Annotated in this window: 13 protein-coding genes; 11 read left to right on the plus strand and 2 right to left on the minus strand. The window is 35.2% G+C overall.

The genetic code is table 11. The features are described 5' to 3' along the window. Positions 1-23 precede the first annotated feature (23 nt). The 4 genes from AC3EMB_RS09525 (at position 24) to AC3EMB_RS09540 (ending at position 4,305) form a co-directional block, all read left to right on the plus strand. Positions 24-1,253, plus strand: a complete 1,230-nt coding sequence (locus AC3EMB_RS09525) for an aminopeptidase (protein ID WP_488517651.1) — start codon at positions 24-26, stop codon at positions 1,251-1,253. Positions 1,254-1,399: 146 nt separating this feature from the next. Beyond that, a complete protein-coding gene (locus tag AC3EMB_RS09530; protein WP_088025331.1) occupies positions 1,400-2,770 on the plus strand; it encodes an alpha/beta hydrolase family protein in 1,371 nt (456 codons plus the stop codon). A gap of 263 nt (positions 2,771-3,033) precedes the next feature. Beyond that, positions 3,034-3,618, plus strand: a complete 585-nt coding sequence (locus tag AC3EMB_RS09535) for a TetR/AcrR family transcriptional regulator (RefSeq protein ID WP_000710981.1) — start codon at positions 3,034-3,036, stop codon at positions 3,616-3,618. Between the two features lie 63 nt (positions 3,619-3,681). Beyond that, the gene (locus AC3EMB_RS09540; protein ID WP_001033856.1) at positions 3,682-4,305 is read left to right on the plus strand and encodes a GNAT family N-acetyltransferase; all 624 of its coding nucleotides are present in this window, start codon (positions 3,682-3,684) and stop codon (positions 4,303-4,305) included. Between the two features lie 285 nt (positions 4,306-4,590). Here AC3EMB_RS09540 and AC3EMB_RS09545 read toward each other — a convergent pair whose 3' ends face one another. Further along, positions 4,591-4,902: a heavy metal-binding domain-containing protein gene (locus AC3EMB_RS09545; RefSeq protein WP_000637505.1), complete on the minus strand. Its 312-nt coding sequence runs from the start codon at positions 4,900-4,902 to the stop codon at positions 4,591-4,593. A gap of 139 nt (positions 4,903-5,041) precedes the next feature. After that, complete coding sequence (locus AC3EMB_RS09550; RefSeq protein WP_406652167.1) at positions 5,042-5,707, minus strand: CPBP family intramembrane glutamic endopeptidase; 666 nt, start codon at positions 5,705-5,707, stop codon at positions 5,042-5,044. Between the two features lie 624 nt (positions 5,708-6,331). Here AC3EMB_RS09550 and AC3EMB_RS09555 point away from each other — a divergent pair. The 7 genes from AC3EMB_RS09555 to AC3EMB_RS09585 all read left to right on the plus strand — a co-directional run bounded on the left by AC3EMB_RS09555 (position 6,332) and on the right by AC3EMB_RS09585 (position 12,946). Beyond that, positions 6,332-6,922 carry a TetR/AcrR family transcriptional regulator gene (locus AC3EMB_RS09555; RefSeq protein WP_025687223.1) on the plus strand — a complete coding sequence of 197 codons (591 nt, stop codon included), beginning with the start codon at positions 6,332-6,334 and terminating at the stop codon, positions 6,920-6,922. 366 nt (positions 6,923-7,288) lie between these two features. Then, positions 7,289-8,236: a DNA-binding transcriptional repressor DeoR gene (gene deoR / locus AC3EMB_RS09560; protein ID WP_016082054.1), complete on the plus strand. Its 948-nt coding sequence runs from the start codon at positions 7,289-7,291 to the stop codon at positions 8,234-8,236. Between the two features lie 304 nt (positions 8,237-8,540). Continuing rightward, positions 8,541-9,212 (plus strand): deoxyribose-phosphate aldolase, encoded by a 672-nt coding sequence (deoC, locus tag AC3EMB_RS09565; RefSeq protein WP_001017440.1) that lies wholly within the window; start codon positions 8,541-8,543, stop codon positions 9,210-9,212. A 99-nt stretch (positions 9,213-9,311) separates the two neighbouring features. Continuing rightward, positions 9,312-10,493: a NupC/NupG family nucleoside CNT transporter gene (locus AC3EMB_RS09570; RefSeq protein ID WP_000876188.1), complete on the plus strand. Its 1,182-nt coding sequence runs from the start codon at positions 9,312-9,314 to the stop codon at positions 10,491-10,493. Positions 10,494-10,529: 36 nt separating this feature from the next. Beyond that, positions 10,530-11,831, plus strand: coding sequence for a pyrimidine-nucleoside phosphorylase (locus AC3EMB_RS09575; RefSeq protein WP_002093946.1), 1,302 nt, complete (start codon positions 10,530-10,532; stop codon positions 11,829-11,831). Between the two features lie 33 nt (positions 11,832-11,864). Beyond that, positions 11,865-12,260 (plus strand): cytidine deaminase, encoded by a 396-nt coding sequence (locus tag AC3EMB_RS09580; RefSeq protein ID WP_000358533.1) that lies wholly within the window; start codon positions 11,865-11,867, stop codon positions 12,258-12,260. 206 nt (positions 12,261-12,466) lie between these two features. Beyond that, positions 12,467-12,946, plus strand: a complete 480-nt coding sequence (locus AC3EMB_RS09585; protein ID WP_095691076.1) for a CcdC family protein — start codon at positions 12,467-12,469, stop codon at positions 12,944-12,946. Positions 12,947-12,962: the final 16 nt, after the last annotated feature.

Raw genomic sequence — 12,962 nt, forward strand, 5'->3', positions numbered from 1 at the left:
TTAATAAAAGCGAGGTAAATAATATGACTTTTGAAGAAAAATTACAAGCATATGCAGAACTTACGGTGAAAATCGGTGTCAATATTCAACCAGGGCAATACTTATTAGTCAATACATCAGTGGATGCATTGGATTTCGCCCGTATAATTGTGAAAGAGGCTTATAAGGCTGGGGCAGGGCGTGTTCATGTTAATTTTTCGGATGAAGAAATGGAACGTGCTTACTTTGATTATGCCTCAGATGAAGAATTTAATCGCTTCCCAGAGTGGATAGTCAAAATGAATGATGAGCTGATCGAACGTAAAGGAGCACTATTAATGATAGATGCTACAGATCCTGATAAATTTACAGGTATTTCATCTGATCGTCTAGCTACCTATCAAAAGGTAGCAGGAGCTGCTCTGAGAAACAATCGCAACGCCGTAATGAAGGATTCAATAGCTTGGTCGATGGTAGCAGTTCCTTCACCAAAGTGGGCATCGAAGGTGTTCCCAGGTTTAGCAACTGAGGATCAAGTACCAGCATTATGGGAGGCTATTTTTAAAGCTGTTCGTATTGGTGACGGCAGTGCTATTGAAAAATGGCGTGAACATGTAACAAATTTAGAATCTCGTGCGGTCATACTGAACGATAAAAAATATATGAAGCTTCACTATACAGCGCCAGGTACTGATTTAACAATTGCATTAGCACCACAGCATAAATGGGTTACTGGAGGTGGTAAAACTCCTGATGATACTATCTTTATGGCTAATATGCCGACAGAAGAGGTTTATACGTTACCGATGAAACAAGGTGTAAATGGCTATGTAAGCAATACAAAACCATTAGTTTATCAAGGGAATATTATCGATGGCTTTAAACTGACATTTGAAGAAGGAAAAATTGTTAAAGCTGAAGCACAGGTAGGACATGATTTATTACAAGAGCTTATTAATGTGGATGAAGGCTCTTGCTATTTAGGTGAAGTAGCACTTGTACCACATGAATCACCAATTTCAGCATCGGGAATTTTATATTTTAATACATTGTTTGATGAAAATGCATCGAACCATTTAGCGATTGGTAAAGCTTATCCAACTTGCTTAGAGGATGGAAGAGATTTAGAAAACGATCAGCTTGAAACGTTAGGGGCAAATATTTCTGTAACACATGAGGACTTTATGATTGGTAGCAGTGAGATGGACATTGACGGTATTCTACCAGATGGAACTGTAGAACCAATTTTCCGTAAAGGTAGCTGGGCATTTTAAGTTTTTAATTTGAATAAAGGAGTAGAGTGGATGAAACGGTTACTAAGCATAATTAGTGCAACTATATAGGTGTTTCATCTGCTTTTGCTTAGGCTGAAAACTACCTCTTTAATTAGAAGTAAAATGCATGCAAAGGAGATAGGCCAATGAATTTCTGGGAAGTTGTTTTGATAGTAGTGAATTTTAGTCTATTGAGTTGGATACTGTTAATAGGCAGAGAAACGAAAAAGTGGTCTAAATTAGCTACTTTGATTGCCGTTGTAATGGTTACAGTTCAGTTATTGGCAGAAGGTTTTAGGTGGCAGATGATTCCGGCATATGTATCCCCAGTTATCTTAATTTTATGCTATTTATTAGCTGGACGGAAAAAGGGCTTTAGAAGTTCGGGTGTATTCATAGTTAAGACTTCGTTACTATGTATCTATTTGTCTGTAGCAGTTGCGCTACCCTTACTTATGCCAGTATTTTCATTTGAAGAACCAACTGGTCCACATAGGGTCGGTACGAAGCTATATCATTGGGTTGATCATCAGAGAAATGAACCATATTCAAAAAATCCAAACGATCGGCGCGAACTGATGGTGCAAATTTGGTATCCTGCAGCTGAAAAAAGCAAGGGGGATCCAGAACCTTATATTCGTAACATAAATGAGCTCTCCAAGGGATTGGAAAAAACATTGTCTATTCCTGCATTTGCATTCAGCCACATGGAATTGGTAAAGTCTCATTCGTTTATAGATTTACAACTCTCAGACTCAGAGAATCACTATCCCATATTACTCTTCTCTCATGGTTTTAATGGTTTTCGTAATCAAAACACGTTTCAAGTTGAGGAGTTGGCTAGTCAAGGATATATTGTTCTAAGTATCGATCATACCTTTGATGCTGCAGCTACCGTCTTTCCAGGTGGTCGAACTGCTTACGTACAGCCCATCAATTTAACTGATGAAGGAGATAGCCACATAAAATTATGGGAGGAAGATGTCAGCTTTGTCCTTAATCAGATAGAGAAACTTAACGAAAACGATGAGACCGGTTTCTTTACAGGAAGACTGGATACCTCGCGAATTGGAATGTTTGGCCACTCTTACGGTGGAGCTACCGCAGCACAAATACTTGCAAAAGATTCTCGTGTCAAAGCAGCTATCAATATGGATGGTACATTGTATGGTGAAATCTTGCCTGAAAGTGGCATTGGAAAACCATTTCTGCTCATGAATGCAGAAGAGCCTGATGAAGCAGATCCCTTTGAAGTGAGGGAGCGATACGGACGCGGGTTAGCTGGCGGTGGTATGTCAATGGTCATTCCTCATACGGATCATACAAGCTTTACCGATTTACATTTGTTCTCACCTCTGTTGCAGAGCCCAGGTGAAAATCCAAAGGAAGTTCATCGTATTATTAACGAATTCAGCCTGGCATTTTTTGACCAGTATGTAAAACAGAAGGATGACGGCTCAACCCTTAAAAGGCTGATAAGCAAATACCCGGAAGTGAATTTTAAAATAAACCGATAACTTTATGCAGAAAGTAACTCGTACCATTTCCTTTGGCTCTTGTATTTATTACATTAAAGAATTTAATTTCTTCATCGTTATCTAAATAATGAAATGCTAAAAATGAAACATTCAAAGTACTATCAGTTTCAGGAATATAATTCTTTTTGAAAAGCTACATTCAGCAGCTGGAAACTTTATTTGAGATTGTTTATTATAATATCAAATGATATATTTATCTATCAAAAATGACGACTTTATACAGAAAAAGGGAGAGATTGACGATGAAGAAAGACTTGTCAGCGTTGAAGGAAGCGAGATTTAATGCAATTCTTGATTCAGCTACTATATTGCTTGTTGAAAATCCTACTGCTTCGATGAATGAAATTGCGGAATATGCGGGAATTGGAATTGCTACACTCCATCGCTACGTCGAAAGCAGGGAGAAATTGATGCTGTTCTTGGGCCATCGGGCTATACAACTGGTAAGTGATACTGTAAACCAGATTCCACTGGATGAGGAAAGAAGCGAAAACTATATCCCGGAACTCATTGAAGCGTTAATCCCTTTAGGTGACAAAATCTATTTTCTAGGTCATGATGCATCTGTATTTAACAACAAAGAATTAGGTGAAGCAGAAGAGAAGCTGAGGGAACCCTTAAGACGCGTTATTGAATTGCTACAACAAAGAGGTTACTTTCAGCAAACAGTTAGCAGTGAATGGATTTTGAATACGCTTTATGCTCTGCTTTTCCATACCTGGGAACAGGTACATGAAGGAAATGTGGCTAAAAAATCTGCTGCAGAGCTTGTTTTAAATACATTTTATTATGGTTTCAAAGCTAAGGATGAATTGAGAGGGAAGTGAACTGATTCAAATCCATGATAATTAATATTAATAATATAGAAAGTGAAAAGGAGCAATAGGATAATGAATAAAATCTCTATTGTAAAGGCTGTTCATCAATCCATGGTCGGCGCCCAGCTAAATGTAATGGCATTGGAATACATGGCGTTTCCACTTGCAGGATCTGAGGAGAAGAACACAGTCGATTGGACATTTTGTAAGCTATGGCGGCAGGAGAACAACCGTTTTAGTCATCAATACGCCTATGAAGCTCAAATGGACGGGAAAACTTTAGGGATGATTACTTGCTATCCCATACCCGTTTTAAATCGTCTTGCCTGGCCCACTTTTAAACAGCTGCTTTCGTTCCGAAAGCTGGGTTTTGTTGTTTATAACATTCTGAATATTAAAATGCTTTATTCCATGTTTACCTTGAAGGAGGGAGAAGATGACGAGTTTCACATCGGAACAATTGCCTTACTGCCCGAAAGTCGAGGACTAGGGATAGGTACCAGATTAATTGAGTTTGCTGAGGAACAAGCTTCGCTGCAAGGCTTTGCCAAATGCTCTCTGACGGTAAAGAAAGAGAACCAACTTGCCATTAAATTGTATCAGAGGATAGGCTACCAGATTACAGGTGAAATCAATAAACCAAAGTTATCGTTGTACAGAATGGTCAAAAACGTAGAACCTTACAACCATTTATAAAAAATTTGTACAGTATTAGAGGGTACCAGCACATGCCCATAAGCTTAAGGATTCAAAATTACCCCAAAGTAAAAAATGTACATTTTTTACAAGTTAACACAAAATTTTAGCTTGATAGTGATGGGATGAGGCTTCTATATAAAAAAACACAGTTTACACTCAAACTGTGTTTTTTCGACGTATAATGCTTTATCAACATCTCTTTTTATTCTTTAAAATCTGCAACAGAACCAGGCCTCTCCTCAAAGTATAAATTCCAAGGGAGGAACCGTTTTTTTTATTTACTTATATACGTACAGCTGTACCACTGACAGCAACCATTAACATTCCATCACGTACAACTTCGTAATCTACGTCAATACCAACGATAGCGTTCGCACCTTTTTGTTTTGCAAGTTCTTTCATTTCGTCCATTGCAATATCACGAGCGTCTTTTAGCTTACTTTCATAAGCACCAGCACGGCCACCGACAACATCACGAACTGAAGCGAATAAATCGCGGACAATGTTTGCACCCATAATAGCTTCACCATTTACAATATCAATATACTCAATAATTTCTTTACCTTGAATTCCAGAAGTTGTTGTTACAATCATGACCGACACTCTCCTAATAAGTTGTAGTTTTGATAAGATTTCTTATGCCTTAGAAAAAGTGGTTCTGGTGCCAAAAATACTCGATAGAAACATAGAGTATTTTTGCATCAAAACCTGCAATTGTTTAACATATGTATCGCTATGACATATGCAATTGAATGAAAGTGATGCAATTGTTTAACATATGTATCGCCATAACATATGCAATGGATCTCTTAGAAATAAGATAAGCTACAGTAAGTATCACCGAGCCAGGTAAATAAATAGCAATATCCGAAAGCTGATTCGTATGAAGAACTGTAAAAATTATAATCGAGATGATAGATGCAATAGCAGTACCAATATAATGTGAAAAACGATTTAATATTATATGACGAAACACAATTTCTTCAAGCAATGGCCCTAGAATACCAAATACTAGCAATGTAAAAATAAGAGGTATCCCCGTACCTGTTTCAAGGAGCTGTTCTTGGTTCTCTGGCTGGGCAGTTGCTAGAAAACGCATAACAGATTGTTCTACAATTACCGTAAATAAAACCACCAGAGGAACACTTACTATTTTCAAAATTGTTTTCTCTTTAAAATAAGTAAAACTTTCAATAATTTCTTTCCTAAAGAAAATTATTCCTACAATAGCAGGTACAGTCAAACCGATGGCACTAAGAGCAAATTCTGATTCAACTAAATTGCTTTTAGTTAAAAGTGATAGGCCAAATAATATGAACAAGCCAATTTGAAGTAGTGCAAACATTGTATAAACGATTAGCATAATAATTTCTTTTTTATTCATTTTTATAAAGTTCACTTTATTGCCCCCGTAATTAAATTACCTATAATCTTTGATTTTTCTTTCTGCATAACGTTCTCCTTCTAAATATATTTATGTTAAAAACCGGACGGTTCGGTCTGAATCGAAATCTAATGATACTACAAGTTTCTAGTTTTTTAAACCCTTTTAACGAAATCAAAATGGTAAAAAGCAAATATATTTATATCTCAGTTGCTTTGTTACAATTTAATTCCAATAATCATTAATGATTAATCTTTTATAGAATGAAGTGAGAGTGGGGTGGTTCAAACACTTTAGCTAAACATATTAATAAAAATTATATATAATAATCATAGTCTATACGTTAAAATTAACTATATATTTTTACACCTTCTACAATTGTAGGTGAAATTAGTTGTATAACAGGACTGAATTAAATAATTGGACATGTTAATTTTGACAGAAAATTTATTTGAATGATATAGATAATACAATTTGATTACCTCTTTTCAAACTGTATTGTTTGAGGTTCACATAATATAGGGATGGATAATATATTTTTGTTCCAAACTTATTTATACTTACAAAAAAATTCAAGAAAATAGATGGTAAATATCACCTGGAATATTAAGCTCGTTTTTATTAGGAGGATTACAAAGTATGACTAAAGTTGATAAGATTAAAGAAAAAATTATTGAAACATCTTTATATTTATTTAATACTAATGGGATAACTCGCACATCCATACAGGATATAATGACAGCTACTGAACTACCTAAAGGATCTATTTATCGTAGATTCAAAAGTAAAGAAGAAATTGTCCTTGCTGCCTATGACAAAAGTGGTGAGATTATGTGGAGTCATTTTCATAAAGCAATGGAAAATAAAAAGACAGCAATCGATAAAATCCTTGCAATTTTCCTTGTATATCAAGATGCAGCTAATAATCCTCCTATTGCTGGAGGCTGTCCATTACTTAATAGCGCAATTGAAAGTACTGGAGTATTTCCAGAATTACAAAAAGCAGCAGCAAAAGGTTATGATGATACAGTAATGTTAATGGCTTCTCTCATAAAAGAAGGAATAGAGAAACAAGAACTTAAAGAAGATATAGATATTATATCGCTCGCTTCTTTTCTTGCATCTTCAATGGAGGGAGCTATTATGGCAAGTCGCGTATCTAACGATAATATACACCATCATTATTTTATTGAACAAATAAAACATCATCTTTTCACTTATTCTAAATAAGTGAGAACTTGCAGTGTTTCCATCCGATTTTTATAAACTTAAATTGAATACATACCCCTTATGAACAGTATCTTTTGTTTATGAGGGGTATTTGAATAGCTTTTTAGACGATATTCATGTTTCTTATTGAACGGCTTTGTTATCGTTACTACAGAAAAAGCAATAAAGAATTACATATAAACCGATTTATATGTTGTAAGTGTTTCTATATTCAGTTTGTAAATCTACACAATAAGGTTTCATTGTATATAATAAGTGGAATAGAAGTTCAGTTAGATAAAATTCGGTAGTCGAATTTTTTTGCATAAAGCTGTATAATGCTTGTAACGAAAGGGAAATACAGGAAGGGATTTGTAATGAGTTACTATGGAAAAAGATAAACAACAATTAAGCGTTGAAGTTGCAAGATTATATTATCAATCAGATTATAGTCAGCAAGAAATTGCTAACAAATTAAATATTTCAAGACCGACGATTTCTAGATTGTTAAAGTACGCGAAAGAAAAAGGGTTTGTTCAAATTAGCATCGCCGATCCATTTGCGGATTTAGATAACGTTGGGAATTTACTGAAAGAAAAGTACAACTTGTTAGAGGCACATGTTGTATTTTCTCCAGTACCGGAATATGCAACGATTACAGAGTATATAAGTAAATATGCTGCTGAGTATATGGAAAAGACGGTTAAAAACGGTGATATTGTTGGTGTAAGCTGGGGAATGACGATGTATGAAATCGCTAGAAAAATCGTACCGCAACATGTAAAAGGGGTAGAGGTTGTCCAGCTAAAAGGTGGCATTAGTCATTCGAGTGTAAATACATATGCGAATGAGACGATAGCTTTATTTGCAGATGCTTTTCAAACGACGCCAAGAAACCTACCTCTTCCAGTTATATTTGATAATGCAGTGACAAAAGAATTAGTAGAGCAGGATCGACATATTCATCACATTATCGAAATGGGGAAACAAGCGAATATTGCAGTTTTCACTGTAGGAACAGTGCGAGACGAAGCGCTATTATTCCGATTAGGTTATTTCGATAAGGATGAAACAAGTTTACTCAAAAAACAATCGGTCGGTGACATTTGTTCACGTTTCTTTGATGGAGACGGAAATATTAGTAGCGAAGAGATTAATCAGCGTACAATTGGAATTGAGTTAGAGGAACTGAAATTAAAGAAACGCTCTATTTTAGTTGCAGGTGGTAATAGAAAAATAAAAGCAATTGATGGTGCGTTACGTGGCGGGTATGCAAATGTATTAATTATCGATCAGCATACAGCAAAAGAATTGTTACATTATGAAAAAGGTTAGAAATAAAAGGAGTTCTCAAAATGTTAATTTTGAGAACTCCTTTTATTTTGTTATGTATGAATGATAGGAGTCTTTTTTGAACACAAATTGCCTTTTTAAAAATAATTATGGATATGGAGATACATACTACCATTGTTAACATAGAAAATTTGATTATATATGAAGTGTTCTTTGTTAGAATGCGCTTTATTTACTACAAGAAAATGCCTTTTAAAAAAGAATGAACAAAATTTCAAAAGTGTATTTACATTTGTTCAACTAAGAGTTAGAATGAAGTTGTTAAAAGATATGAGGAGTGAAGATAATGAACATTGCAAAGTTAATTGACCATACAATTTTAAAAGCTAATACTACTAAAGAAGATGTTATGAAAGTAATCGAAGAAGCAAAGGAATATAAATTCGCTTCTGTTTGTATTAACCCAACATGGGTAAAATTAGCGGCTGATGAACTAGCTGGACATGATGTAGACGTTTGTACTGTAATCGGTTTCCCATTAGGAGCAAGCACTACTGAAACAAAAGCATTTGAAACAAAAGATGCTATCGCAAAAGGTGCAACTGAAGTTGATATGGTAATCAACGTAGGCGCTTTAAAAGATGGCGATAACGAATTTGTTGAAAAAGACATTTATGAAGTAGTACAAGCAGCAAAAGGAAAAGCTCTTGTAAAAGTAATCATTGAAACTTGCCTATTAACAGATGAAGAGAAAGTACGTGCTTGTGAATTATCAGTAAAAGCTGGTGCTGATTTCGTAAAAACTTCAACTGGATTCTCAACTGGCGGAGCAACTGCTGAAGATATCGCATTAATGCGTAAAACAGTAGGACCAAACGTTGGTGTAAAAGCATCTGGCGGTGTTCGTACACGTGAAGATGCAGACAAAATGGTAGCTGCTGGAGCTTCTCGCGTTGGAGCAAGTGCTAGTGTTGCAATCGTATTAAATGATGCAAAAGGTGCTACAGATAACTACTAATCGATAAAAGCTTAAAGCAATAGATATACGTTTAAAGTATATCTATTGCTTTAATAATTGAAAAAAATGTAAGCGGATACGAATGGGAGGAAACGGCTTATGAAATACTTAATCGGTGTTTTTGGCCTCGTATTGATTTTAGGTATCGCTTGGCTTGCTAGTAACGATAGAAAGAAAGTCAAATATCGTCCAATCATAACGATGGTTATATTACAATTCATTTTGGGGTTTCTATTATTAAATACAAGTGTAGGGAATATATTAATTAGCGGAATAGCAGATGGTTTTGGAGAGTTATTAAAATATGCCGCTGACGGTGTGAATTTCGTATTTGGTGGATTAGTAAATCAAAAAGAGTTTTCGTTCTTTTTAAGTGTATTAATGCCAATCGTATTTATATCAGCCTTAATAGGTATTTTGCAACATATTAAAGTATTACCTATTATTGTGAAATCTATCGGTCTAGCATTAAGTAAAGTAAATGGAATGGGGAAACTAGAATCATATAACGCTGTGGCATCGGCGATTTTAGGACAATCGGAAGTATTTATTTCGGTTAAGAAACAACTAGGGTTATTGCCAGAGAAAAGAATGTATACATTATGTGCATCAGCAATGTCTACAGTTTCTATGTCTATCGTTGGATCATATATGGTTTTATTAAAACCACAATATGTTGTAACCGCTTTAGTGCTTAACTTATTCGGTGGCTTCATCATTGCTTCTATCATTAACCCGTATGAAGTTACTGAGGAAGAAGATATGTTAGAAGTACAAGAAGAAGAGAAAAAGACTTTCTTTGAAGTATTAGGGGAATACATTATTGATGGATTTAAAGTTGCGATTACAGTAGCAGCTATGTTAGTCGGTTTCGTTGCTCTTATCGCATTCATTAATGCAGTATTTAAAGGTGTAATCGGTATTTCATTCCAAGAAATTCTTGGTTATGCATTTGCACCATTTGCATTTATTATGGGTGTACCTTGGCATGAAGCAGTTAATGCCGGAAATATTATGGCAACAAAATTAGTATCAAATGAATTTGTCGCTATGACAGATTTAGCACAAGGAAACTTTAATTTCTCAGATAGAACGACAGCGATTATCTCTGTATTCTTAGTTTCATTTGCAAACTTCTCTTCAATTGGGATTATTGCAGGGGCAGTTAAGAGCTTAAATGAAAAGCAAGGGAATGTAGTCGCAAGATTTGGTTTGAAATTACTATTCGGTGCAACATTAGTAAGTTTCTTATCAGCAACAATCGTTGGCTTATTATTTTAATAGATTTATATAATATAAAAAGGAATGGTGATTGTAATGAGAATGGTAGATATTATTGCAAAAAAACGTGACGGCAAAGAATTAACGACTGAAGAAATCAAATTCTTTATTAATGGATATACAGACGGAAGTATTCCTGATTATCAAGTGAGTGCGCTTGCAATGGCAATCTTCTTTAAAGATATGACAGATCGCGAACGTGCAGATTTAACGATGGCGATGGTTGAGTCTGGAGAAACGATCGACTTATCAGCAATTGAAGGAATTAAAGTAGACAAACATTCAACTGGCGGTGTTGGTGATACAACAACATTAGTATTAGGACCGTTAGTAGCTGCTTTAGATGTACCAGTAGCAAAAATGTCTGGTCGTGGTTTAGGACATACAGGCGGAACAATTGATAAATTAGAAGCGGTAGAAGGATTCCACGTTGAAATTACGAAAGAACAATTCATTGATATTGTAAACCGTGACAAAGTAGCTGTTATTGGACAAACAGGAAACTTAACACCTGCAGATAAAAAGATTTATGCATTACGCGACGTAACAGGAACTGTTAACTCAATTCCTTTAATCGCAAGTTCAATTATGAGTAAAAAAATTGCAGCTGGTGCTGACGCAATCGTACTTGATGTAAAAACAGGTGCTGGTGCATTTATGAAAACAGAAGAAGATGCAAAAGAATTAGCACATGCAATGGTACGTATCGGAAATAATGTAGGACGTCAAACAATGGCAGTTATTTCAGATATGTCACAACCTCTTGGATTTGCGATTGGTAATGCTCTAGAAGTGAAAGAAGCGATTGATACGTTAAAAGGTGAAGGTCCAGAAGATTTAACAGAATTAGTACTCGTATTAGGAAGTCAAATGGTCGTACTTGCGAAAAAAGCAAATACGTTAGAAGAAGCTCGTGAAATGCTAATTGAAGTGATGAAAAACGGAAAAGCAACTGCGAAATTTAAAGAGTTCTTAAGCAATCAAGGCGGAGATAGCTCAATTGTAGACAATCCAGAAAAAATGCCACAAGCGAAGTATGTAATTGATGTACCTGCAAAAACTTCAGGTGTTATTTCTAACATTGTTGCAGATGAGATTGGTATTGCAGCTATGTTACTTGGTGCAGGTCGTGCAACGAAGGAAGATGAAATCGATTTAGCAGTAGGATTAATGTTACGTAAAAAAGTTGGCGATGCAGTAAAAGAAGGCGAGCCGTTCGTAACAATCTACGCAAACCGTGAAAATGTAGAAGATGTAAAAGCAAAAATTTATGAGAACATCTCTATCGCTGAAACAGCAGTGGCTCCTAAATTAGTTCATACAGTTATTACTGACTAATGATCATTTCATTTACTTTGAGGGGGAAATAATATGGATAAGAAAAAATATATTGAAGAAGCAAACAAGATGTTATCGAAAGCGTATATTCCGTATTCTAAATTTCCTGTTGGCGCAGCGTTAGTTACGAAAGAAGGGAAAATCTATACTGGTTGTAATATAGAAAATGCTTCTTATGGTTTATGTAACTGTGCAGAAAGAACAGCAATATTTAAAGCGGTATCAGAAGGGGAGCGCGATTTTAGTTACTTAGTTATTACAGGAGAAACTGATGGACCGATTTCACCATGTGGTGCGTGTAGACAAGTAATTGCTGAATTCTGTGATCCGAAAATGCCTGTATTACTAACGAATGTAAAAGGTGATGAAAAAGAAGTGACTGTTGAGCAATTACTTCCAGGTGCTTTCACAATTGATGATTTAAAATAAGTTAAAAAGCCATTTTGCAATTATTAATTGCAGAATGGCTTTTTTGTTCATATTCCGTTCATAAACTTTGCGTAAAATGATTGCAGCGAATATGGAAAGTTTACAGCAGGAGGAATATAATGAAGAAATTCTATAATGCGGCATGTAGTTACTTATGGTTTATGATTTTGCTAAAAAAGTCATTTAAATAGATAGGAGTGGAAAGTATGATAGCACTTTTATCAAGTGTCGTAGCAGTTTGTATGGCTGTTGGGGTAATGTTTCTACGTTTTAAAGCAGCGAAAAAGCCGGTAACGAAAAAGAAAATTATATTACCACCATTTTTTATGAGTACAGGCGCGATGATGTACTTTTTACCAGATTTTCGATTAACATCGTTAGAAATAGTCGAGGCAATTAGTATAGGGATTATTTTCTCTATTTTTCTTATTAAAACAACTAAGTTCGAAATAAAAGGCGAACATATATTTATGAAACCGTCAAAAGCATTCATATTCATTTTAGTAGGCTTATTAGCTGTACGCGTGGCATTAAAGTCATATTTAAGCCAATCAATTGATTTGGCAGAGTTAAGCGGCATGTTTTTCTTACTAGCATTTGCGATGATTGTGTCGTGGAGAATTGCGATGTATCGCTCGTTTACTAAATTAGAAAAGACAATAAACAGAGCTGGAATTTCTATATAGGAAATCCAGCTCTGTT

This window comes from Bacillus sp. LQ16, from assembly GCF_057784645.1.